Genomic DNA, 22893 nt, shown 5'->3' on the forward strand with positions numbered 1-22893 from the left:
AAAATATTAAATTTTAACCAAAACTTAAAAGTAAGAAAAATATTAAAAAAAATCTTTCTAATCCTTTTAATCTGTGGCAAAAAATTAATTCATGCTGCTAAGCCCTACAGCTTCTCCTTTCAGAGTGCCAGAAGTACAGCTTGTGATTTTTACGTTTACGAAATCTCCAATTTTATAATTCTCCTTTGGAAAAACTACCGTAATACTTTGAGAGTTTCTTCCAGAGAATTCTTCTTTAGATTTTTTAGAAACTTTTTCTACTAAAACTTCAACTGTTTTTCCAACAAATTCCTCACTTCTAAACCAAGCATGTTTTTGCTGTAAATCAACAATTTCCTGAAGTCTTCTGGCTTTGGTTTCTTCTTCAACATCATCTTTCATTTTTCTTCCAGCCAAAGTTCCGGGACGTTCAGAATACGAATACATATAACCGAAATTATATTTTACATATTCCATCAAACTCATTGTATCTTGGTGATCTTCTTCTGTTTCTGTTGGGAAACCGGCAATCATATCCTGCGAAATCGAAGCATCTGGAACAATAGCTCTGATTTTGTCAATCAAAGCCATATATTCTTCACGAGAATGCAGACGATTCATTTCTTTTAAAATTCTATTGCTTCCAGATTGAACTGGCAAGTGAATATGTTTGCAGATATTTGGATATTTTGCCATTACATGCAGAATACTTTCGTGCATATCCTGCGGATTTGAAGTCGAAAATCGAATACGCATTTTTGGAAAACCAACAGCAACCATTTCTAATAATTGGTCAAAATCAACCGCAGTTGCTTTTTGTATTTCAGAAGCGTTTACGAAATCCTTTTTTAAACCGCCGCCATACCAAAGGTAGCTATCAACGTTTTGCCCAAGAAGTGTAATTTCTTTAAAGCCTTTGCTCCATAAATCCTGAATTTCAGCCATGATACTTTGAGGCTCACGGCTGCGTTCGCGTCCGCGTGTAAAAGGTACAACACAAAACGTACACATATTATCGCACCCGCGGGTGATAGAAACCAAAGCGGTGATTCCGTTACTCATTAAACGAACCGGCGAAATATCTCCGTAAGTTTCTTCTTTTGATAAAATTACATTGATGGCGTCGCGTCCTTCTTCAACTTCGGCCAATAAATTTGGAAGATCTTTATAAGCATCTGGACCAACAACAAGATCAACTATTTTTTCTTCTTCCAAGAACTGACTTTTTAAACGCTCAGCCATACAGCCTAAAACACCCACTTTCATTTTCGGATTTGTGCGTTTTACAGCATTGTATTTTTCAAGACGTTTACGAATAGTTTGCTCAGCTTTGTCTCGGATTGAGCAAGTGTTTACCAAAACCAAATCGGCTTCTTCCAAAACAGAAGTAGTGTTATATCCTCCGTCAGATAAAATGGAAGCTACGACTTCACTGTCCGAAAAATTCATCGCACAGCCGTAACTCTCTATAAATAGTTTTTTAGTATTCTCAGGTTTATTTTCTAAAACAAGACTTTCACCTTGTTTGCTTTCTTCAATAATCTTTTCCATTGTAAAAATTCAAAGTGCAAAGATAGCGTAAATACGGTCAATATGACAAGATGGCAGAAAAGAATTTTAGATTTTAGATTGCAGATTATAGATCGTAGAACGAAAAAGATTTTGATGAGATAATCTTGAATCTAAAATTGGAATTCTAAAATAAAGAAATTTCTTGGTTAGAATCTGATAAAAGTTATACCTATATATATAATGCAGAATATTACAGATAAATCTGCAATTTTAAGTTTCATAATATCAAAATACCTCAAAAATGCATTCGTAAGGTTAATATTTAAAAAAAATAAATACTTTTGTTGCAGAAAATAAGAGCAATGGCAAAGAATTTAGTAATAGTGGAGTCACCTGCAAAGGCGAAAACGATCGAGAAATTTCTTGGGAGTGATTTTCAGGTGGAGTCAAGTTATGGTCACATAGCAGACTTACCATCCAAGGAAATAGGGGTAGATGTAGAGAATGGTTTTAAACCTAAATATGAAGTTTCCCCGGATAAAAAAGCCTTGGTAACGAAACTAAAATCGCTATCTAAAAATGCCGAAACGGTTTGGTTAGCATCCGATGAGGACCGCGAGGGAGAGGCTATTTCATGGCACTTGGCGGAAGAATTAAAACTGGATACAAAAAAGACTAAACGTATTGTTTTTCACGAGATTACAAAATCTGCGATTCTTAAAGCAATTGACAATCCAAGAGAAATTGATTATAATTTAGTAAATGCACAACAAGCGAGAAGAGTATTAGATCGTTTAGTGGGTTATGAATTATCTCCGGTTTTGTGGAGAAAAATTAAAGGCGGACTTTCTGCAGGTCGTGTACAATCTGTTTCTGTACGTTTGATTGTTGAAAGAGAACGCGAAATTCAAAGTTTTAATGCAGTGGCAACTTACTCAATTGTTGCTGAATTTGTAAACGAAGCTGGAAAAGCTTTTAAAGCAAAACTGCCAAAAAACTTCAATACAAAAAAAGAAGCCGAAGATTTCTTAAACAAAAACATCGGTTCTAAATATAAGGTAGCCGATTTAGAAACTAAACCTACCAAAAAATCTCCAACAGCACCTTTTACAACTTCTACGTTGCAGCAGGAAGCGGCAAGAAAATTATACCTGCCGGTTGGAATTACCATGCAGTTAGCACAGCGTTTGTACGAAGCGGGACTTATTACTTATATGAGAACTGACTCGGTAAACCTTTCTAAAGAAGCAATGGATGCTGCACAAGCAGAAATCATAAAATCTTATGGAAAAGAATTTTCTAAACCGAGAACTTTTGCAACAAAAAGCAAAGGAGCACAAGAAGCACACGAAGCAATTCGTCCGACAGATATGTCACGCCATACTGTAAATATCGATCGTGATCAGGCTCGTTTGTACGATTTGATCTGGAAAAGAACTTTAGCATCTCAAATGAGCGATGCACAGCTTGAAAGAACAAACGTAAAAATTGAAACTGATAATCATGATGAGCTTTTTACAGCTTCTGGAGAAGTTTTGCTTTTTGAAGGTTTCTTAAAAGTGTATTTAGAAGGTCATGATGATGATGAGGAAGAGCAGGAAGGAATGCTTCCGGCTTTAAAAGTAAACGAAAAGCTGGCTAATAACTATATTACAGCTACAGAACGATATTCAAGACCGCCTGCACGTTACACAGAGGCATCTTTGGTTAAAAAATTAGAGGAACTTGGTATCGGACGTCCGTCAACTTATGCGCCTACTATTTCAACAATTATCAATAGAAATTATGTTGAAAAAGGAACGCTTGAAGGTCAGGAACGTAACTATACACAGCTGACTTTACAAAATAGTAAAGTAGGTGAGAAGCTTTTAAAAGAAAATACTGGTTCTGATAAAGGGAAGTTGGTTCCTACTGATATTGGTACTATCGTAACAGATTTCTTAGTTAAGAATTTTGGGAATATTTTAGATTATAATTTTACTGCAAAAGTTGAGCAGGATTTTGATGAAATTGCCGAAGGAAATATCGACTGGGCAATCATGATGCAGGATTTCTACAATAAATTTCACCCAAATGTAAAAGAAGTTGAAGCTAATGCTGAACGTGAAAGCGGTGAAAGAATTTTAGGAAAAGATGCAGATGGAAGACAAGTTTCTGTTCGTTTAGGAAAATTTGGACCAATGGCTCAAATTGGAGAAGCAGACGATGAAGATAAAAAGTTTGCCAGCCTGATGGCAGATCAAAATATTGGAAATATCACACTTGAAGAAGCTTTGAATTTATTCTTGCTTCCTAAAAATTTAGGAGAATATAAAGGAGAAGAAGTAGAAGTGAGCAATGGTCGTTACGGTCCGTATGTTCGTCACGGAAGTGTGTTTATTTCATTACCTCGCGGTGAAGATCCTTTGAATGTTACAAAAGAAAGAGCTAAGGAATTAATTGACGAAAAAGCACTTGCTGATGCGCCAATTGCTGTTTACAAAGGAGAAGCAGTTCAAAAAGGTGTGGGACGTTTTGGTCCTTTTATTAAATGGAACGGTCTTTTTGTAAATGTGAGCAAAAAATACAATTTCGATAATTTATCTCAGGCAGATGTTGAAGAATTAATTGAAGATAAATTACAAAAGAATATTGATAAAGTTCTTCACAATTGGGAAGAAGAAGGAATTGTAGTTGAAAAAGCCCGCTGGGGACGTTCAGTTATTTTAAAAGGTAAAATCAAAATTGAATTAAGTAAAGATGTTGATGCGACAAAATTAACATTGGCAGAAGTTCAGGAAATGATCGAGAAAAAAGCGCCGGCTAAAAAAACAGCAGCAAAGAAAACCACAGCTGCTAAAAAAACTACAACCGCTAAAAAAGCACCAGCAAAAAAGAAATAAAGAATGGAATTTGACTTTCTAGAGCCTTTAAATGACGGAATTTTAAAATTCATTAGTTCATTGTCTACACAAGAACTGGGCAGCAAAATTGTTTTGCATACTCAGGATCAATTTCCGGATATCAGCAAAATTAATATTGCGATCGTAGGTGTTCTCGAAGATCGACGCAACATTAATATGGTTAATGAAGTTAACCTAACCGCAGTTCGTAAAAAGCTTTACGGAATGTTTCCTGGTAACTGGGATGCATCAATTGCAGATTTAGGAGATATTCTTGCGGGCGATTCTGTAGAGGATACTTATTTTGCAGTAAAAAAAGTTGTGGCTGCTTTAATTAAGAATAAAGTCATTCCTATAGTCCTGGGAGGTTCTCAGGATTTAACCTACGCTTTGTATCGTGCTTACGACGATTTAGAGCAAATGGTAAATATGGTTTCTGTAGATAATAAATTTGATTTTGGTAAAGAAAATGAATCGGTTTCGGCTAATTCTTACCTAACGCAGATTATTATTAATGAACCAAATAACCTGTTTAATTACTGTAATATAGGGTATCAGACTTATTACAATTCTCAGGAAGAAATTGATTTAATTGAAAAGCTGTTTTTTGATGCTTACCGTTTAGGTGAAATTTCAAACAATATTGCTTTGGCAGAGCCTGTATTTAGAGATGCAGATTTAGTTAGTATCGATTTGAATTCTGTAAAGTCTTCTGCATCAGGAAATATGGTTTCTTTTGAGCCGAATGGTTTTAATGGAAAAGAGATTTGCTCTCTGGCCAGATATGCCGGAATAAGCGATAAAGTTTCTTCTTTCGGAATCTTTAATCATAATAGTACATTGCCTGAATCTCCTATAATGGCTCAGATAATCTGGTATTTTATAGAAGGATATCATTACAGATCAAAAGAATATCCGTTTGGAAGCAGAACAAACTATTTAAAATACATTGTTCCGCTGGAAGAAGAGGAGCTTGTGTTTTATAAAAGTGACAAAACTGAGCGTTGGTGGATCGAAATTCCATTCGAAACAAACGGCAGCAATAAATTAAAAAGAAATACGTTATTACCATGTTCTTACGACGAATATTTGTCGGCTTGCAATCAAGAATTGCCAGAAAGATGGTGGAAAGCACAGCGAAAAAACGCTTTGTAGAAGAAAATTTCGAAAGAAATCTTAAAATATTTAATTTTTAGGAAAATAAGTTAAAATTATTAGTAAGAAAAGGTGTATTTATTATAAAATTTAACGTTTTACGTCGATTTTTTTAATCAGTTTATCGAGGAAATATTTTTTTTTTATTTTATTTAACATTATTTTTGAACGGTAAAAGAAAATTCGCAAATAGGTATTGTTTTTTAGATAAATAATAAATACGTTTACGGACTTTTAGTAATGAATAGATAATCCAAATTTATATGAAGAAGTTTATTGCATTTGCAGCAATGTTAACACTAGTAATCGGCTGTGGTAAGTCAGGTGACAAAGGTGAATTAGTTGGTGTTACAGGAGGGAAATGGCATCCTGAAAAACCGTATGGAATGACTTTGGTTCCGGGTGGATCTTTTATTATGGGTAAATCTGATGGTGACTTAGCTAATGTAGAAGATGCTCCAACAAGAACTGTAACTGTTCGCTCGTTTTATATGGACGAAACTGAGATCACTAATAGTGAGTACCGTCAATTTGTAGAGTGGGTAAAAGATTCTACAATGAGAGTTCGTCTTGCTATTTTAGCTGATGAAACTGGTCAAAAAAGTACTGGTGACAAAGGTAAAAAAGGCGGTAGTATTGCTGATTATGCATTTAATGATTCTGAGCCGGATAAAATGACGGCTTATGATAAATATATGTATGATAACTACTATAGTGTAGGAACAAAAGATGATCCGTATGCTGGTAGAAAATTAAACAAAAAAGTAAAATTAATTAGAGATACTAAAGCTTATCCAGATGAGTATTATGCTGAAGTAATGGACTCTATGTATTTACCAATTGAAGAATCATACAATGGTTTAAGAACAATTGATGTAAATAAATTGAAATTCCGTTATTCTTGGATGGATATTCAGGCAGCTGCAAAAGCTAAAGTTGGAAAAAGAAAAGACTTCGTTAAAACTGAACAGGTTAATGTATATCCTGATACAACAGTTTGGATTAAAGATTTCGCATATTCATATAATGAGCCAATGCACAATGATTATTTCTGGCACAAAGCTTATGGAGATTATCCAGTAGTAGGTGTGACTTGGAAACAAGCTAAAGCATTTTGTGCTTGGAGAACTTTAAATAAAAACAGCTACATTAAATCAAAGAAAAAAGGACGTGATTTAGTTAACGCATTCAGACTTCCAACAGAAGCAGAATGGGAGTATGCTGCAAGAGGTGGTCTGGAGTCTGCTACATACCCTTGGGGAGGTCCTTACACTAAGAGTGACAGAGGATGCTTCATGGCAAACTTTAAACCAAATAGAGGAGATTACGCTGCAGACGAGGCTTTATATACTGTTGAAGCAAAATCTTACGAGCAAAACGGTTATGGACTATATAACATGGCAGGAAACGTTTCTGAGTGGACAGATTCGGCTTACAATCCAAATGCATATGAGTATGTTTCTACAATGAACCCTAACGTAATTGATGGAAACAACCAAAGAAAAGTTGTTCGTGGAGGATCTTGGAAAGATGTTGCTTACTTCCTGCAAGTAAGTACTCGCGATCACGAATATGCTGATTCTGCAAGAAGCTACATTGGTTTCAGAACTGTACAAGATTACATGGGAACTCAAGTAACAGGAGGCGGAAGAAAATAATAATAACTTAGTGTATAATTAAATCAATATACAAAAACCAAATCGAATCTATTTAAAATTAAAACCTAAAAAAGAATTATTATGGCATTATTAAGTAAAAAAGTTATGAATTTCGCTTATGGTATGGGAGCGGCAGTGGTAATCGTTGGAGCTTTATTCAAAATTACTCACTTTGAGATTGGGCCATTAACAGGGACAGTGATGCTTTCTATCGGTCTTTTGACTGAGGCATTAATCTTTGCGTTATCTGCTTTTGAACCAGTTGAGGATGAATTAGATTGGACTCTAGTTTACCCAGAATTAGCTAACGGACAAGCTAGAAAAAAAGAAGTTAAAGCGGAAACTGCAACTGATGCCCAAGGTTTATTGTCTCAAAAATTAGATGCAATGCTAAAAGAAGCTAAAGTTGACGGTGAGTTAATGGCAAGCTTAGGAAACAGCATCAAAAACTTCGAAGGAGCTGCAAAAGCAATTTCTCCAACTGTAGATTCAATCGCAGGTCAAAAGAAATATGCTGAAGAAATGTCTATGGCAGCTGCACAAATGGAATCATTAAACAGTTTATATAAAGTTCAATTAGAAAGTGCTTCAAGAAATGCACAAGCAAACAGCGAAATTGCTGAGAACGCTGCTAAGTTAAAAGAGCAAATGGCTTCTATGACTGCAAACATCGCTTCTTTAAACAGCGTTTACGGTGGTATGCTTTCTGCAATGAGTAACAAAGGATAATTAGTTTTTAACTAGATATTACATTTATTAATAAGAACTAATTAGACAAAAATGGCAGGAGGAAAATTAACCCCTAGACAGAAGATGATTAACCTGATGTATCTGGTTTTCATCGCAATGTTAGCAATGAACGTATCAAAAGAAGTTATTTCTGCTTTTGGTTTGATGAATGAAAAATTCGAAGCTGCAAATACATCTTCAGTTACAACAAATGAAAGTTTGTTGACATCTTTAGATCAAAAAGCTGCTGAAGCAAAAGGAGAATTTGCTAAAGCTGCAGAAACAGCTCACAAAGTTCAGGCTGCTTCAAAAGAATTCTACGATTACATCGGTACTTTAAAAACTCAGGCTGTAAAAGGTTTTGAAGTTGATAAAGAAACTGGAAAAATGCCATACGAAGCTATGGATAGAGGTGATAACATCGATGACTGGTTTACAGGAGACGGTTACACTAAAAAAGGTAATGAAATTATCGCTAAAATCGAGAAATATAAATCAGATATTAAAGCTGCTTTAGGTACAGATAAAAAATATGCTGGAATTATTTCTGAGGTTGAGAAAAAATTTGATGTTTCTGACGTAAAAAACAAAGAAGGTATTAAAGAAAAATACTTAGCATACCACTTCAAAGGATTTCCTGCGATCGCTTCAGCTGCAAAACTTTCAGCTTGGCAAAATGACGTTAAGAAAACTGAAGCTGACGTTTACAACAGTGCATTAGGTAAAGCTGCAGTAGCTGCTGCTTCTTACAGCAACTACCAGGCAATTGTTGTTTTAGACAAAAATGCTTATTTCCAAGGTGAAAAAGTAACTGGTAAGGTAGTTTTAGGACGTTATGACGAAAACACAAAACCAACTTCTTTCCAAGGTCCTGGACAAATTGTTAACGGACAAGCAGTAATCTCTTTAACTGCTGGTGGAGTAGGAGAACAAGATATTAACGGACAATTTACTTTCTTAGAAGATGGTAAAAACATTCCTTTAAAATTCTCTGGAAAATATGTTGTAGTTCCTAGACCAAACTCAGCTACAATTTCTGCTGATAAAATGAATGTAGTTTATAGAGGTGTTGTTAACCCAATCTCTGTATCATTCGCTGGTGTTGATGCTAACAAAATTGTTGCAAGTGCTCCGGGATTATCTTCTGCAGGAAAACCAGGAAAATATAACATGAGCCCAGGTCAAGGTACTGAGGCTACAATTTCTGTAACTGGTACATTACCAAACGGAGATAAAGTAACAGATAAGAAAACATTCAGAATTAAAGGTATTCCTGGTCCAACAGGTACAATTAGAGGTGAAATGGGAGTTGTTAAAGGTCCTAAATCTAACTTAGAAATTGCTACTATTGGTGCTAAATTACTTGATTTTGATTTTGAAGTTGGTTTAGATGTTGTTGGATTCAATATGAAAATTGCTGGACAGCCTACTGTTGTTGTTACTGGTAATAAAATGAATGCACAATGTAAATCAGTTCTTGCAAGAGCTGGTAAAGGAGACCAAGTTACTATTTCTGAAATTAAAACTAAACTTGTTGGAGCTGGTAGTTATTTATTACCAAGAACTGCTCCGGTAATTTACGAAATACAATAATAAAGTAGTTAAAACTACGTTCAATATCTTATAATGATACCACGATGAAAGTAAGAAATTTTTTAATAGCTATTGTTTCTATCGCTGGAGGTTTTGCTTCTAATGCGCAATCTAATTTGCTTAATGCAAAAACTCCTGCTCAGATCGGACTTAAAACTCCTGCGCAGCTTATCTCAGATAATGATAAGCCTTTAGCTTACGGTTATGTTGATGATAGAGATATCTTGATGGGTAAAACTACTTGGGAAATCATTGATTTAAATGAAAAAATCAACTTTCCAATGTATTTTCCTGTAGATACAGCTAATATTGGTTCTGATAGACGTTCTCTTTATGACGTTTTAACGAAAGCCATCACAAAAGGCAAAATAACTGAAGTTTATGCTGATAGTTATTTCAATACTAAAAAATCTATGAAAGACATCCAGGGTGCATTATCTCGTATTGATACTACAGATGCTGGTAGAGAACTTATCAACCAATATCCAGATGACTACAAATCACGTGTTGTGAAGAAAAAAGTAGTTACTGGAAGCGGTAAAAAGAAAGTTGTTACTTATGTAGATGAAACAGTTGGTCCAACAAGAACGGTTCCTGCTGAGTATATCTTAAAACAAGATCTTACTTCTGCTGATGTTACACAGTACAAAATTAAAGGGTACTGGTATTTTGACAAACGCCAGAGTGAATTGAAATATCGTTTACTTGGACTTTGTCCTGTAACTCCAGACGTTTATACAATGAATAGTGACGAGAAAGATTATATTGAATTGTTTTGGATTTTCTTCCCAAATGCTCGTGAAGTACTGCATGAAGCAAAAGCTTTTAACGACAACAATTCAGCACTTCCAATTTCTTTCGATCAAATACTAAACTCTAGACGTTTTAATGCGGTGATCTACAAAGAGGAAAACCTTTACGGAGATAGAGCTATTAGTGATTACATGAAAGACAATGCACAAAATCAATTGTTAGAATCTGAAAGAGTAAAAGAGAAGATTCGTAACTTCGAACAAGATATGTGGAATTACTAAGTATCTGAAAATAAAATATTTAAAAAACTCTTACTACCTTTGTAGTAAGAGTTTTTTGTTTTTATGCTGTTTTTAGTCTTTTTATAAAAACAAAAATACTGCTCAATTTTAAATTACTTTTTAGTAATTTTGATTTATGTAAGAAAAATAACAATATTAAATATAAAATTACGTTTAATTTCTTATAATATTTATCATGATGAAAGTAAGGAATTTTTTAATTGCTGGTTTTACCCTTGTCAATGGATTTGTCTGCAATGCACAATCTAATTTATTAAATGCTAAAACAGCTGATCAAATAGGGCATAAAACTGCAGCACAGCAAATTTCTGATAACGACAAGCCTTTGGCTTATGGTTATGTAGATGACAGGGATGTTTTAATGGCAAAGACAACTTGGGAAATTATCGATTTAAATGAGAAAATCAATTTTCCATTATATTTCCCGGTAGATACTGTGAATATTGGACCTGAAAGACGTTCTCTTTATGATGTTCTAACCAAGGCCATTCGAAATGGCAGAATAACTGAAGTTTATACAGATAGTTATTTTAATACCAAAAAATCACTAAAAGATATTGAAGGATCTTTGACTCGTGTTGATACTACAGATGCTGGTAGAGAACTTGTTAATCAATATCCCGATGATTTCAGAACACGGGTTGTTAAGAAAAAAGTAGTGACAGGAACGGGTAAGAAAAAAGTAGTCAGCTATGTTGATCAAACAGTAGGTCCTACAAGAACGATTCCTGCTGAGTATATCTTAAAGCAGGATCTTACTGCTGCCGATGTTTCACAATATAAAATTAAAGGTTACTGGTATTTTGATAAACGCCAGAGTGAATTAAAATATCGTCTGCTGGGAATTTGTCCTGTAACTCCTGATGTCTATACGATGAATAGCGATGAAAAGGACTATATAGAACTGTTTTGGGTTTTCTTTCCTAATGCGCGGGAAGTGCTGCATGAAGCAAAAGCCTTTAATGATAAAAACTCTGCGCTTCCTATTTCGTTTGATCAAATCTTAAATTCAAGACGTTTTAATGCGGTTATCTATAAAGAAGAAAACGTATACGGAGACCGTGAAATTAAAGATTACATTAAAGACAATGCACAAAGTCAATTGTTAGAATCTGAAAGGGTAAAAGAGAAGATTCGCAACTTTGAAGAAGATATGTGGAATTACTAAGTGTTTAAATCCAAATTATACAAAAAACTCTTGCTACCTTTGCAGTAAGAGTTTTTTTTATTTTATCTATATTACCAATGCTTGATTATTTAATCGTCGGATCTGGATTAGCCGGAATTTCCTTTGCTGAAATCGCCCTTAAAAACAATAAATCTATTTTAGTTGTTGATAACAAATCCCAAAATTCTTCGAGAATTGCAGGAGGCTTGTACAATCCGGTTATCTTAAAACGTTTTAGTGAAGTCTGGAATGCAAAAGAGCATTTGGTTTTAATGAATGAATTCTATGAACAAGTTGAAGGAAAGCTGCAGGAAAAATTCAATTTTAAAATGCCAATTCTTCGAAAGTTTTTCTCAATTGAAGAGCAGAATAATTGGTTTGCTGCTTCAGATAAAATTAACCTGGCTCCCTTTTTATCTACAAAACTTATTACTAAAAAATACCAGGGTATTGACTCCCCTCATGATTATGGAGAAGTTCTGCATACTGGTTATGTAAAAACCGGGCAATTATTAGAAAGTTACAGAGAGTATCTAAAAAAGAATGATTTACTCCTTGAAGAATCTTTTCACAGCTCTTTTCTGGAAATTCTTGATTCAGGAATTCAGTACAAAAGTATCAAAGCCCGTCATATTATATTTGCTGAAGGTTTTGGGCTGCATAAAAACCCTTATTTTAATTACCTGCCTTTGGATGGAACAAAAGGTGAGTTGTTTTTAATAAAAGCATCTGGTTTAAAACTAGATGTTATTGTTAACACAAGTGTTTTTATTCTGCCTGTTGGAGGTAATTTATACAAAGTTGGTGCAACCTACAATTGGCATGATAAAACTGATCTCCCAACTGAAGAAGGAAAACAAGAGCTTATAGATCGTATTAAAGAAATTATTACCTGCGATTTTGAGATCATAAAACACTTTGCCGGAGTAAGACCAACAGTTGCCGACAGAAGACCTATAATAGGAACTCATGAGGCATACAAATCTATTCATCTTCTTAACGGATTAGGAACACGCGGTGTAATGCTGGGGCCGGCACTGGCAAAAATGTTATATGAGAATATTGAAAACGGAACTCCAATAGACCGTGAAGCAGATATAAAACGCTTCCATAAAAGATATTTGAAATCTCTTATTCCTGACCGGCCTTAGGATCGTATGAAATAAACATATTGATATATAAATTTCTCGACAGTCTTAAAACAAACGGAAATAATAGAATCAAAGTAATTACAATTGCAATAAAAGATTGTTCTATACTTGCTCCGAAGAAAACAAATGAGACAATAAATGCTGCAATTCCAACTGCAACATTTAAACCATAACTTACATACATTGCACCATAAAAGAACGAAGGTTCAATTTGATATTTTAAACCGCAATGACTGCAATTCTCATTCATTTTTAGAACATTAGTCAAGTGAAGCGGATTTTTGTCCGAATACATGCTCTCTTTTTGACATTTAGGACAACTTCCTGTTAAAATACTATTTAGTTTGGATCCTTTTTTTAACATTTGCAAAAAATTTAAACAAAGGTACGATTTTTCAACCTTTACTGCTGATAACAATAGTTATAAATTATGCTTAATATACACAATCTTTCCGTTTCTTTTGGAGGAACATATTTATTTGAAGAAGTTACTTTTCGTTTAGGAGCCGGAGACCGAGTTGGTCTTGTTGGTAAAAACGGAGCTGGTAAATCTACAATGCTTAAAATGCTGGCAGGAGATTTTGCGCCAGATTCAGGTGTTATCTCACAAGAGAAAGATATCAGAATGGGATTTTTACGCCAGGATATCGATTTTGAACAAGGAAGGACTGTATTGGAAGAAGCGTATGAAGCTTTTACAGAGATTAAGGTTGTAGAAAAAAAACTGGAACAAATCAATCATCAATTAGTTACAAGAACTGATTATGAAAGTGAAGAATACAGTCAGATTATTGAAGATTTATCTGATTACACACATCGTTTTGAACTTCTTGGCGGTTATAATTATGTTGGAGATACAGAAAAAATTCTTTTAGGTCTTGGTTTTAAAAGAGAAGTCTTTAATAATCAAACTGAAACATTTTCCGGAGGATGGAGAATGCGTATCGAATTGGCAAAATTATTATTGCAGTCAAATGATGTATTGCTTCTGGATGAGCCTACCAACCACTTAGATATTGAAAGTATTATTTGGTTAGAGAATTTCCTTCGCAATTATCCGGGAGTTGTGGTAATTGTATCGCACGATAAAATGTTTTTGGATAATGTTACCAACAGAACAATCGAAATTTCTTTAGGAAAAGCATACGATTTTAATAAACCATATTCGCAGTATTTAGAATTGCGTCATGAAATACGCGAAAAACAATTAGCGACTCAAAAGAATCAGCAGAAAAAAATTGAAGAGACAGAAAAATTAATCGAGAAGTTCCGTGCAAAAGCTTCAAAGGCTTCAATGGCGCAATCGTTGATTAAAAAGTTAGATAAAGTAGAAAGAATAGAAGTTGATGAAGATGACAATTCTGTAATGAATATTTCTTTCCCGGTTTCAAAAGAACCTGGAAAAGTTGTAATCGAAGCAGAACATGTTACAAAAGCTTATGGTGACAAAACGATTCTAAAAGATATAAGCTTATTGGTTGAAAGAGGAAGTAAAATTGCATTCGTTGGACAAAACGGTCAAGGAAAATCGACTTTCATTAAAGCTTTGGTTAACGAATTTGAATACGAAGGAACTATTAAATTAGGACACAATGTACAATTAGGATATTTTGCTCAAAATCAAGCAGAATATCTGGATGGTGAAATTACATTGCTTCAAACTATGGAAGATGCAGCAACCGATACAAATCGTATGAAAGTGCGTGATATGCTGGGGTCATTTTTGTTCCGTGGAGATGATGTAGAGAAAAAAGTAAAAGTACTTTCTGGAGGAGAGCGCAACCGTTTGGCACTTTGTAAATTGTTATTGCAGCCAATTAACGTACTGTTGATGGATGAGCCTACGAACCACTTAGATATTAAATCTAAAAACGTTTTAAAAGCGGCACTTCAAAAATTTGGAGGTACATTATTATTAGTTTCTCACGATAGAGATTTTCTACAAGGAATGTCGAATATTGTTTACGAATTTAAAGATCAGAAGATCAAAGAATATCTGGGCGATATTAATTTCTTCTTAGAACAGCGTAATCTCGAAAACATGCGTGAAGTGGAGAAAAAAGATGTTGTGAAAACAACAGCGCCTAAAGAAACCACAAAAGCATCTTACGAAGATCAGAAAAAAGGAAAAGCACTTCAAAACCGATTAAGCAAAATTGAAAGTCAGATTCAGCAGTTAGAAAAAGACATTCAGCACGACGATAAAATGCTCGAAACGAATTACGATAAACACATCGAAGATGCATCGTTCTTTACGGCTTACAACAAAAAGAAAGAAGACCTGGAACAATTGCTTATAGACTGGGAAATTGTTCAGGAGGAGATTGATAGCTTTAATGCTTAATTAGTTTTCAGTCGCAGTCACAGTTTTCAGCAAGTTAAACAGATATAGACCTTTGTTAAAGTTTTAAATTTTGACAAAGGTTTTTTTTACGTCAAAAAAATAAAAAATCTGTTCAAACCAGTTTGATCAGTATGCTGTATTCTCAACAAAGCTATTTAATGACCCCAATAGACCTAGAATGTGCAATCGCCTCACTGCTTTCTTTAAAATAACAGACGGAGACATCCAGCGATTCTAAATTCTTCATGATTTTTTTGACTGCCTTTTTTTGGGTTTTTCCGGTTTGTCTTATGTAAACTGCGATCACGGTTACTGGAAATATTTTGCAGATTCTTTCATATAAAACAGGATCATGCTGGGAATCGTCTCCAAGTAAAACATATTTTAAGTTGGGATAAAACTCTAAAACATGTTTTATTTTGTCAAACTTATGATCGTGATTACCGCGTCCGCTCATAAAGAAATCAGTAATTCCTCTTTTAATGTCTTTTAGTAAAATAACGGCTCTAGGAAGTTTGTGTATTTTGGTAAATTTTGCAATAAATCGGTACAAATTCCACTCACTGCTCGAAACATAAAAAAAAGCATTTTCTTCGCCCATATTATTTCTTCCTGCCGAACTCAAAGCCTGATAATGTTGTACAACATCTTTAAAAACTTTTCGGTCGTTTACATTTTTGAAAAGTAAAATGTACATTTTCCTGAAAATATTCCGCGTATGCGAAATCAAAAAAGTATCATCAATATCAGAGATAATTCCAAGATTTCCTTTATGCGGGCGTATAAAATTAGCATTACAGGTAATGGTTTTGCCTTCGTATTTTATACTGACCTGATATTCCATCCATCCAAAATGAGTTTCTTTTTCTAGCGGAATACAGAACTTAAAATAACCGTCATCCAGCGTTTTAGTATGGATTTCCTGATTGTTGCATTTAAGATAAACATCAAAATTTTCAATTGTTTTTATCCTAAACTGATTAATTATTGAACGTGCATTTTTTAGGTTTTTCTTCTGAAAATCATAGTTATACGTTCTTTTAAAAACATGCCCCATCACAATTAATTCTTCTTCATTGGCATAACCTCGATATAATTGTAAAATTGGTTTCATTAATTGCGTACTTTTATATAATACTGTAAATTAATTATTTTAATTGGTTTTTAAAAATAAAAGAGTTGAAAAAGAATATCATATTTGTTGTAAATCCTATTTCGGGCGATCTTGATAAATCAGATTTAATCGAGGCGGTTCAGGAATTTGCAGCTACAAATCACTTTAATCTGGAAGTTTATGAAACGACCGGCAAAAATGATCAGAGAGAAATACAGGCCCTTTATAAGCAATATCAGCCGGAACGAATTATTGTTGCGGGCGGTGACGGAACTATAAAAATGGCAGCCGAAGCCATGGAAGACCACGATGTAATTATTGGGATTCTGCCGGCTGGTTCGGCAAACGGACTTTCGGTAGATCTGAATCTGCCTGCCGGAATCGAAGAGAACCTAAAAATAGCTTTTCTAAACCATTATATCGAGATGGATATGATTTGTATTAATGGTAAAAAAAGCATCCATTTAAGTGATCTAGGATTGAACGCTAATCTGGTAAAAAACTACGAGCAGAGTGATGTACGTGGTTTTTGGGGCTACGCTTTACAGGCCTTTACAACCTTAACCGAATCTGAAGAACCGTTTGTAGCTTCTATTACCGCAAACAATAAAACTGTCGAACACGTTGCAAGAATGATTGTAATTGCCAATTCGCAAAAATACGGAACAGGCGTAATCATTAATCCAAATGGAGCAATGAATGACGGAAAGTTTGAATTGGTAATTTTGAAAAGTCTGGATTTGCTTTTAATTGGAAAAATTATAACCGGAAATATGCCTATTGATTCAGACGATATTGTGATTATTTCTACAGATAGGGCAGAAATAAAAACAGATTATCCGGTTCATTTTCAAATTGACGGTGAATATTGCGGCGCGCAGAAATCATTAGAAATTCATATTTTGCATAAGCAGATGAAATTGGCGGTTCCGTAATCAATTAAATATCTTTATTTAAACGGATTACGTTCCTGCCATTCTGTTTTAGGCTCAAGGTAATTAAAAAATCTGGCAATGTTATGATTGATCAGTGCGTTGCTGTGCGTTATTAAACCGTACATTTTTACTGGTTTTGCACCAACAGAACTTTTAATTTCAAGCGCTGTTCTGGCAAAAACAATTTCTTTAAAACCTTTTTTAATAGAATACGCAATCATGTCGTACAGCATGTTTAAATACAGCATTTTTTCGCGTTGGATACTTTCGTCATAGCCTAAGAAATAAGTGTCCATGATCTCTCCGTTTTTTATCAAAGTATTAAAACCAATTAGTTTTTCATCCAAAAAATAACCATACAATAAGAAATCTTCTTTCATTATTTCTTTAAAAAAACTAAAATGATTTCTTGCCAGAAAAAAGGTGTTGAAAGGTGCATTTTTAGCCACATGAAAATACAAGTCGTAAATAACATCTTCATATTTTCTAATATCGGCCAATGACATCTGCTGTTTTTCAATTCCCTCAGATTTTTTGCGGGCGCGTTTATACTGATCACGATATTTTTTTGAAAGTGCAGCAATGTAATCCTGTTCTGACTTCCAGTTTTCATTGATCTCAAAAATCATATTAGGCTGTGTCGAAAACGTATAATTGTTCTTGAATTCAGCTTGCAGCGGTTCGATTTCTTTGGCGGTAAAATCTTTAATACTGGTTATGTGAACTTTTTTGCCACTTGCTTTTAAATCTTTTTTGAGTTGATTAATGGCTTTATGAAGCGTTTTGACAGCTTTTGATTCTTTTATATTTTTATCAAAAATGAAAGCATTTTGACCAGTAAGCATATTGTTTCCTATGAATAAAACATGTGAAGCAAAATTTTTAAGAGCAAAATTACGGACAGAAGTTTTTAAGCATTGATCACGTTCTCCAAAAGACTCTAGTTTTTCGGCAAATAAAAATTGGGTTAAAACAATTCCAATGAGTTTTGTTTCTTCAAAAATTCCAATAAAATGGCAGATCATATTTACCGGACAAGAATTTTCGAGTACTTCCAGATATTCACGTGTTAAAAAAATGTTGTCTGAGGCCAGCAAATTCCATTCTGCAGGCAGTGAAGATGTGCTGTTGTAGATTTGAAAAGAATAAGTTGTATTCAAAAGTGTGCGCTAATTTTTTCAAAATTAGATAATATTTATAATAACTGACTTTCTTTAAGTTATTATTAAGAAAAACCCGTTTGAGTTTTGGTTTCAAACGGGTTTATATATTTGTAAATTATGCAAATCCGCAGATAATACCGCCCATTAAAGTAAGCGTAACTATCCAGTATCCGGCATGAATGAAAATGTATTTCCATGATTTTCTTTCAAACAAACCGTTGATTCCAATAATTGGTAAAGCGAAAAATAAACCTGAAATAAAACCATGCAAAGCACCGTGTTTAAAAGTGCGGTAAGCCGTTCCGTAATCGGCCATGAAAGCAGCAAAAGAAGGTTTTGCATTAGCAATTAAAGGCGGACCTCCAACCATGCCTATTGCTCCAGACTGATGAATGGTAAGTGACATTAAAGTCATTGTAATCATGAGTGAGAAAATGTAAGTAAGCCCAAAAATTTTGAGCATGCTTCCTTTTTTAAGATCTTCTTCGGTAAGGTTACTTTCTCTCATCCAGATTGATCCAAAAACTTTTGGATGATACCAGGCAAAACCAACAAGTAAAGTTACAACCGCAGCGGTTAGTAATGCGTAAAAGTTAAATTCCATGATATTAGGTTTTTATAATTAGTTGTTTCAAAATTAATCAAAAAAGAAGAACAAAGATGATATTTTAAAAGAAGGAAAAATCGTATGTATTTTTTATTTATCAACACTTTATTGACATGCGATGCTTTATATCTTGTAATTATCTAATTTTGATGCAAGAAAAACATAGTCCCCAAGTCTAGTTATGAAAAGCTTTGCAACACTTTTTTTAGCATTTGTTTTTTCTCTTAATACTTTTGCAGATACTGTTTCAGATAAAGAGAAAGAGGTGCTGATAAAATTATATCACGCGACTAATGGTTTGCAGTGGAAAATTAAATGGGATTTATCGTTGCCAGTTTCAACATGGTATGGAGTTCATACTGAAAATGGAAAAGTCACAGCTCTAAATTTATCCAATAATAATCTGCAGGGAAAACTGCCTGCTGAGTTTTTTGATCTGGTAAATTTGGTAACTATAGATTTGCATAAAAACAATTTAAAGGGAGAACTATCAGCCGAAATAGGGAAGTTGAATCAATTGCAAATTCTGTGTTTGTCTGATAATGAAATTGAAGGAATACTGCCTGATTCGCTTTATAAAATTGCAACTTTAAAAGTACTTCTTTTAAACAGTAATAAATTTTCGGGTAATTTAAGTTCTGATATTATGAATTTAAGTGTTTTACAAAACCTGAGTTTATTCAACAATAATTTTGAAGGAGAGATTCCAAAAGAATTAGAAAAGTTATCTAACTTGTCTGAATTGAATCTTTCTTACAATAAATTCAAAGGTTCGGTCTCAAGAAGTTTAACTGTGCTGGATTCTTTGAATATGACAATGTTTGACGAGAATGGAAATCCATTTTTGCTGGATATAAACGAAGAAAGAAAAAATGAAAATATTACCATAAATTAATCGTGCTTATGAATGAATTTTACTCGTTGAAACAAGTTGATTAAATATATTTAGTTAATTGCGAAAAAGCCGTAGAAATACGGCTTTTTTATTTTTAATTTATCCGGACTTTAAAATATATTTTAACTTTGCATCAATAAATTTGACTTTAGTTTTAAAGCAGTCAATTTTTTTTATAACTTTAAAATTAGATTCAATTCTAAATTAAGCTGAGAACAAAATATTAACCTTTTACTCTAAAATTATGACACTACAATATCAGGGTGAACAATACGGAAAGGCAACAACATTTACACTAAGAATTATTGGAAACAACCTTTCAAAAAGCAGTTCTAATTATCAAATTGATTTATTGGTTGGAGATAAAAAACTGCCAACGTTTACAAGTGAAATTCACCAAAGTCTTTCAAACTGTTTAAAAGAAATTTATTTATTTAGAAAACATAACGGAATAAAATTTGACGAATCATCAGAGAAAATTGTTTCTCTTTATGTTCCTTATGATAAGGTTTTATTTAACTACAATAAATATGCTTTGTTTAGAGCGTAGCTGAAAATCTAAAAATATTTAAGATGACCGTTCTTGTTAAGGACGGTTTTTTTGTGTCTGCATTTTAATTTTGAGAAGTATTTTCAGTTTTTTGTTAAATATGGTTATTGTAATAAAATTAGGATCAATTTTTAATTTTTTTTCACTCTTAAATTGTTTGATTTTTCTTATTTTTTATTGTTATATAAATGAATTTTCTTACCTGTAGAAAATAGCTGAATCCTTGTTGCTTATGGTCTGGCAATTTTTTTTTTTATTGTGTGAATTATCTTTATTAATTTATATAAAATATTATTTTTGCTTTTTTTAACATGGAAATAATTACATCCTAAATGTCCCTAAATAAGTTTCTTTTTTTCTTTTTATTATTTATATCAATATCATATTCGCAGACTAAACGCGCTGCTGTTATGGTTAATGCCAGAGCACAAAAAGATAAAATCTTAATTCGCTGGGCTGTTAATTCTCCAGCCGAATGGCAGAAAGCAAATAAAAAAGGATTTATAATTACCAGAAGTACAGTTTTAAGAGATGGTAATGTCTTGTCTAAGCCAGAAAAAACACTTCTTACCCCAAAACCGTTAACCCCGGAACCTTTAGATTCCTGGATGGATGTTGTTCAAAAAGATAACAATGCGGCGATTATTGCACAATCTATTTACGGAGAAAGTTTTGAAGTAACTTCTGCTAAAGAAGGCGATTTGGCAAAAATAGTAAACATGGCAGACGAATTGAATCAGCGATATACATTTGCTTTGTATGCTGCAGATATGAGTTTTGAAGGCGCAATAAAAGCTGGCTGGGGATATGTAGATACAAACGTAAAAAAGAATGAAGTATATGCTTATCAGGTAACCGTTTTTGAAAGTCCGCAGGTTAAAGAGTCTTCTTATATGATAGGTTTAAAAGATTATAGTGTTCTTCCTGCTCCAACTGATTTTATTGCTGTTCCTGATGATAAAAAAGTATTGCTTTCATGGGATTATGAAACCTTTAAAAGAATTTATACTTCATTCATGGTCGAGAAATCTTCAGATGGAATAAATTTTAGTCCAATATCAAATACAGCACTTGTTAATTTAAACGATAAAGATGATCATCCATCTAAAAATATGTATTATGTTGATACACTTAGCGTAAATGATAAAGTTTATCATTATCGTTTATACGGAATCACTTCATTTGGAGAAAAAGGAGAACTGACAAAACCAATTACAGTAACAGGAGTTGCAGCGATAGTTACTCCAGCCAGATTAGTAGATTATAACATTATAAATTCAAACGAAGTTAATCTGGAATGGGATTATCCAAAAGAGTCAGAAGGTTTTATTCAGGGTTATGAAATAAATTTAGCAAATAATGATAAAGGACCTTATAAGGTTGTTTCTAAAATTATTCCGCCTGCTGAAAGAAAACTCAACTTTAAAGATAACTTATATCCGTCTAACTATTTTACAATTTCTGTCGTTGGGAAAAATAATCAGAGATTAACTTCTCAAAGTATGCTAGTGCAGCCTGTAGATTCTATCCCGCCTGCTAAACCTATTGGACTGGAAGGAGTCATTGATAGTCTTGGAACGGTTCGATTAAAATGGAAACCTAATACCGAAAAAGATTTGCGAGGATATAGAATTTTAAAAGCAAATAATTCAGGAGAGGAGTTTGTCGATATTTATCATCAATCTTACGTTGGCACAGAGTACAAAGACAGTGTGAGTTTAAAAATGACTAACAGCAAAGTGTACTATAGAATTGCAGCCGAAGATATGCGTTATAATATCTCTGATCCTTCTGATATTCTTGTTTTGGATAAACCAGATAAAATTCCGCCGGCAGCGCCTATTTTTAAAGATTATGAAAATAAAGATGGAAAAGTGCATTTAAAATGGATACGAAGCTATAGCGAAGATGTGGTAAGTTATAGTTTAAGAAGAAGGGAAAAAGGTCAGGAAAAATGGCTGGAGATCAAGAAAATAAACGATACTATTCAGGAATTTACAGATGACCGTGTTGAGAATAGAAAAACCTATCAATATGCAATTTTGGCTAAGGATAAAAGTAATCTTTGGTCATCGCTGGATCATTCTACAGTAACAGTCAGTGTATTAAATTTTACACCAGTAAAAATAATTACATTCCTACAGGGAACAGCAGACAGGGAAAATAAAAAAATAGTTCTTTCTTGGGATTATGCTAAAAATAAAAGCAAAGTAACAGGACTAAGTATTTATAAAAATGTAAAAGGAACTCCGCCGACTTTATGGAGAGAATTAAACGGCAATATTTTTACATTGGAAGATAAAAATTTAAATATTAATCAGGAATATGAGTATCATTTAATTCCAAATTTGGAGAGTGATAGTCCGGCAAAAGCAGAGACTTTAACCGTTATATATTAAGCCT

At 33.6% G+C, this 22893-nt stretch carries 18 protein-coding genes; 13 read left to right on the forward strand and 5 right to left on the reverse strand.

Going from position 1 to position 22893, the window contains the following annotated elements:
• Nucleotides 1-84 precede the first annotated feature (84 nt).
• Complete coding sequence (gene miaB, locus PQ462_RS04265; protein ID WP_274252476.1) at nt 85-1530, reverse strand: tRNA (N6-isopentenyl adenosine(37)-C2)-methylthiotransferase MiaB; 1446 nt, start codon at nt 1528-1530, stop codon at nt 85-87.
• A 323-nt stretch (nt 1531-1853) separates the two neighbouring features.
• Between miaB and topA the strand changes: the two genes are divergently transcribed.
• From topA to PQ462_RS04305, 8 genes are all read left to right on the forward strand, one after another.
• Nucleotides 1854-4373 (forward strand): type I DNA topoisomerase, encoded by a 2520-nt coding sequence (topA, locus tag PQ462_RS04270; RefSeq protein ID WP_274252477.1) that lies wholly within the window; start codon nt 1854-1856, stop codon nt 4371-4373.
• Between the two features lie 3 nt (nt 4374-4376).
• Nucleotides 4377-5528: a formimidoylglutamase gene (locus PQ462_RS04275; protein WP_012023928.1), complete on the forward strand. Its 1152-nt coding sequence runs from the start codon at nt 4377-4379 to the stop codon at nt 5526-5528.
• A 263-nt stretch (nt 5529-5791) separates the two neighbouring features.
• Complete coding sequence (gene porK, locus PQ462_RS04280; protein WP_012023929.1) at nt 5792-7186, forward strand: type IX secretion system lipoprotein PorK/GldK; 1395 nt, start codon at nt 5792-5794, stop codon at nt 7184-7186.
• 81 nt (nt 7187-7267) lie between these two features.
• Complete coding sequence (gene porL / locus PQ462_RS04285) at nt 7268-7915, forward strand: type IX secretion system motor protein PorL/GldL (RefSeq protein WP_121362161.1); 648 nt, start codon at nt 7268-7270, stop codon at nt 7913-7915.
• Nucleotides 7916-7966: 51 nt separating this feature from the next.
• Nucleotides 7967-9508, forward strand: a complete 1542-nt coding sequence (porM, locus tag PQ462_RS04290; protein ID WP_012023931.1) for a type IX secretion system motor protein PorM/GldM — start codon at nt 7967-7969, stop codon at nt 9506-9508.
• 44 nt (nt 9509-9552) lie between these two features.
• Nucleotides 9553-10542, forward strand: coding sequence for a type IX secretion system ring protein PorN/GldN (porN, locus tag PQ462_RS04295; RefSeq protein WP_012023932.1), 990 nt, complete (start codon nt 9553-9555; stop codon nt 10540-10542).
• A gap of 199 nt (nt 10543-10741) precedes the next feature.
• A complete protein-coding gene (gene porN, locus PQ462_RS04300) occupies nt 10742-11731 on the forward strand; it encodes a type IX secretion system ring protein PorN/GldN (RefSeq protein ID WP_274253710.1) in 990 nt (329 codons plus the stop codon).
• A gap of 77 nt (nt 11732-11808) precedes the next feature.
• The gene (locus PQ462_RS04305; protein WP_274252478.1) at nt 11809-12882 is read left to right on the forward strand and encodes an NAD(P)/FAD-dependent oxidoreductase; all 1074 of its coding nucleotides are present in this window, start codon (nt 11809-11811) and stop codon (nt 12880-12882) included.
• Here the strand turns inward: PQ462_RS04305 and PQ462_RS04310 are convergent.
• Complete coding sequence (locus PQ462_RS04310) at nt 12863-13246, reverse strand: DUF983 domain-containing protein (protein ID WP_012023935.1); 384 nt, start codon at nt 13244-13246, stop codon at nt 12863-12865. The genes PQ462_RS04305 and PQ462_RS04310 overlap by 20 nt on opposite strands.
• A gap of 66 nt (nt 13247-13312) precedes the next feature.
• On the opposite strand from PQ462_RS04310, the gene PQ462_RS04315 reads away from it, so the two are divergent.
• Nucleotides 13313-15226 carry an ABC-F family ATP-binding cassette domain-containing protein gene (locus PQ462_RS04315; protein WP_149208363.1) on the forward strand — a complete coding sequence of 638 codons (1914 nt, stop codon included), beginning with the start codon at nt 13313-13315 and terminating at the stop codon, nt 15224-15226.
• Between the two features lie 151 nt (nt 15227-15377).
• Here PQ462_RS04315 and PQ462_RS04320 read toward each other — a convergent pair whose 3' ends face one another.
• Complete coding sequence (locus tag PQ462_RS04320) at nt 15378-16340, reverse strand: App1 family protein (RefSeq protein WP_149208362.1); 963 nt, start codon at nt 16338-16340, stop codon at nt 15378-15380.
• A gap of 65 nt (nt 16341-16405) precedes the next feature.
• Between PQ462_RS04320 and PQ462_RS04325 the strand changes: the two genes are divergently transcribed.
• Complete coding sequence (locus PQ462_RS04325) at nt 16406-17275, forward strand: diacylglycerol/lipid kinase family protein (RefSeq protein WP_012023938.1); 870 nt, start codon at nt 16406-16408, stop codon at nt 17273-17275.
• Between the two features lie 14 nt (nt 17276-17289).
• On the opposite strand, the gene PQ462_RS04330 is transcribed toward PQ462_RS04325, so the two are convergent.
• Entirely contained in the window at nt 17290-18435 is a 1146-nt protein-coding gene (locus tag PQ462_RS04330; protein ID WP_274252479.1) for a GNAT family N-acetyltransferase, read from the reverse strand.
• A 118-nt stretch (nt 18436-18553) separates the two neighbouring features.
• A complete protein-coding gene (locus tag PQ462_RS04335) occupies nt 18554-19042 on the reverse strand; it encodes a DUF1761 domain-containing protein (protein WP_274252480.1) in 489 nt (162 codons plus the stop codon).
• A gap of 184 nt (nt 19043-19226) precedes the next feature.
• Between PQ462_RS04335 and PQ462_RS04340 the strand changes: the two genes are divergently transcribed.
• From PQ462_RS04340 to PQ462_RS04350, 3 genes are all read left to right on the forward strand, one after another.
• Nucleotides 19227-19940, forward strand: a complete 714-nt coding sequence (locus PQ462_RS04340) for a leucine-rich repeat domain-containing protein (RefSeq protein WP_274252481.1) — start codon at nt 19227-19229, stop codon at nt 19938-19940.
• Nucleotides 19941-20184: 244 nt separating this feature from the next.
• Nucleotides 20185-20490, forward strand: coding sequence for a hypothetical protein (locus PQ462_RS04345; protein WP_121362154.1), 306 nt, complete (start codon nt 20185-20187; stop codon nt 20488-20490).
• Nucleotides 20491-20900: 410 nt separating this feature from the next.
• The gene (locus tag PQ462_RS04350) at nt 20901-22889 is read left to right on the forward strand and encodes a fibronectin type III domain-containing protein (protein WP_274252482.1); all 1989 of its coding nucleotides are present in this window, start codon (nt 20901-20903) and stop codon (nt 22887-22889) included.
• Nucleotides 22890-22893: the final 4 nt, after the last annotated feature.

Source organism: Flavobacterium sp. KACC 22758 (assembly GCF_028736135.1).
In the GTDB taxonomy this organism is placed as follows: domain Bacteria; phylum Bacteroidota; class Bacteroidia; order Flavobacteriales; family Flavobacteriaceae; genus Flavobacterium; species Flavobacterium johnsoniae.

Bases quoted from the DNA above. Each gene is read 5' to 3' on its own strand.
- miaB (WP_274252476.1), bottom strand. From the start codon at position 1,530: ATGGAAAAGATTATTGAAGAAAGCAAACAAGGTGAAAGTCTTGTTTTA.
- topA (WP_274252477.1), top strand. From the start codon at position 1,854: ATGGCAAAGAATTTAGTAATAGTGGAGTCACCTGCAAAGGCGAAAACG.
- PQ462_RS04275 (WP_012023928.1), top strand. From the start codon at position 4,377: ATGGAATTTGACTTTCTAGAGCCTTTAAATGACGGAATTTTAAAATTC.
- porK (WP_012023929.1), top strand. From the start codon at position 5,792: ATGAAGAAGTTTATTGCATTTGCAGCAATGTTAACACTAGTAATCGGC.
- porL (WP_121362161.1), top strand. From the start codon at position 7,268: ATGGCATTATTAAGTAAAAAAGTTATGAATTTCGCTTATGGTATGGGA.
- porM (WP_012023931.1), top strand. From the start codon at position 7,967: ATGGCAGGAGGAAAATTAACCCCTAGACAGAAGATGATTAACCTGATG.
- porN (WP_012023932.1), top strand. From the start codon at position 9,553: ATGAAAGTAAGAAATTTTTTAATAGCTATTGTTTCTATCGCTGGAGGT.
- porN (WP_274253710.1), top strand. From the start codon at position 10,742: ATGAAAGTAAGGAATTTTTTAATTGCTGGTTTTACCCTTGTCAATGGA.
- PQ462_RS04305 (WP_274252478.1), top strand. From the start codon at position 11,809: ATGCTTGATTATTTAATCGTCGGATCTGGATTAGCCGGAATTTCCTTT.
- PQ462_RS04310 (WP_012023935.1), bottom strand. From the start codon at position 13,246: ATGTTAAAAAAAGGATCCAAACTAAATAGTATTTTAACAGGAAGTTGT.
- PQ462_RS04315 (WP_149208363.1), top strand. From the start codon at position 13,313: ATGCTTAATATACACAATCTTTCCGTTTCTTTTGGAGGAACATATTTA.
- PQ462_RS04320 (WP_149208362.1), bottom strand. From the start codon at position 16,340: ATGAAACCAATTTTACAATTATATCGAGGTTATGCCAATGAAGAAGAA.
- PQ462_RS04335 (WP_274252480.1), bottom strand. From the start codon at position 19,042: ATGGAATTTAACTTTTACGCATTACTAACCGCTGCGGTTGTAACTTTA.
- PQ462_RS04340 (WP_274252481.1), top strand. From the start codon at position 19,227: ATGAAAAGCTTTGCAACACTTTTTTTAGCATTTGTTTTTTCTCTTAAT.
- PQ462_RS04345 (WP_121362154.1), top strand. From the start codon at position 20,185: ATGACACTACAATATCAGGGTGAACAATACGGAAAGGCAACAACATTT.
- PQ462_RS04350 (WP_274252482.1), top strand. From the start codon at position 20,901: ATGGTTAATGCCAGAGCACAAAAAGATAAAATCTTAATTCGCTGGGCT.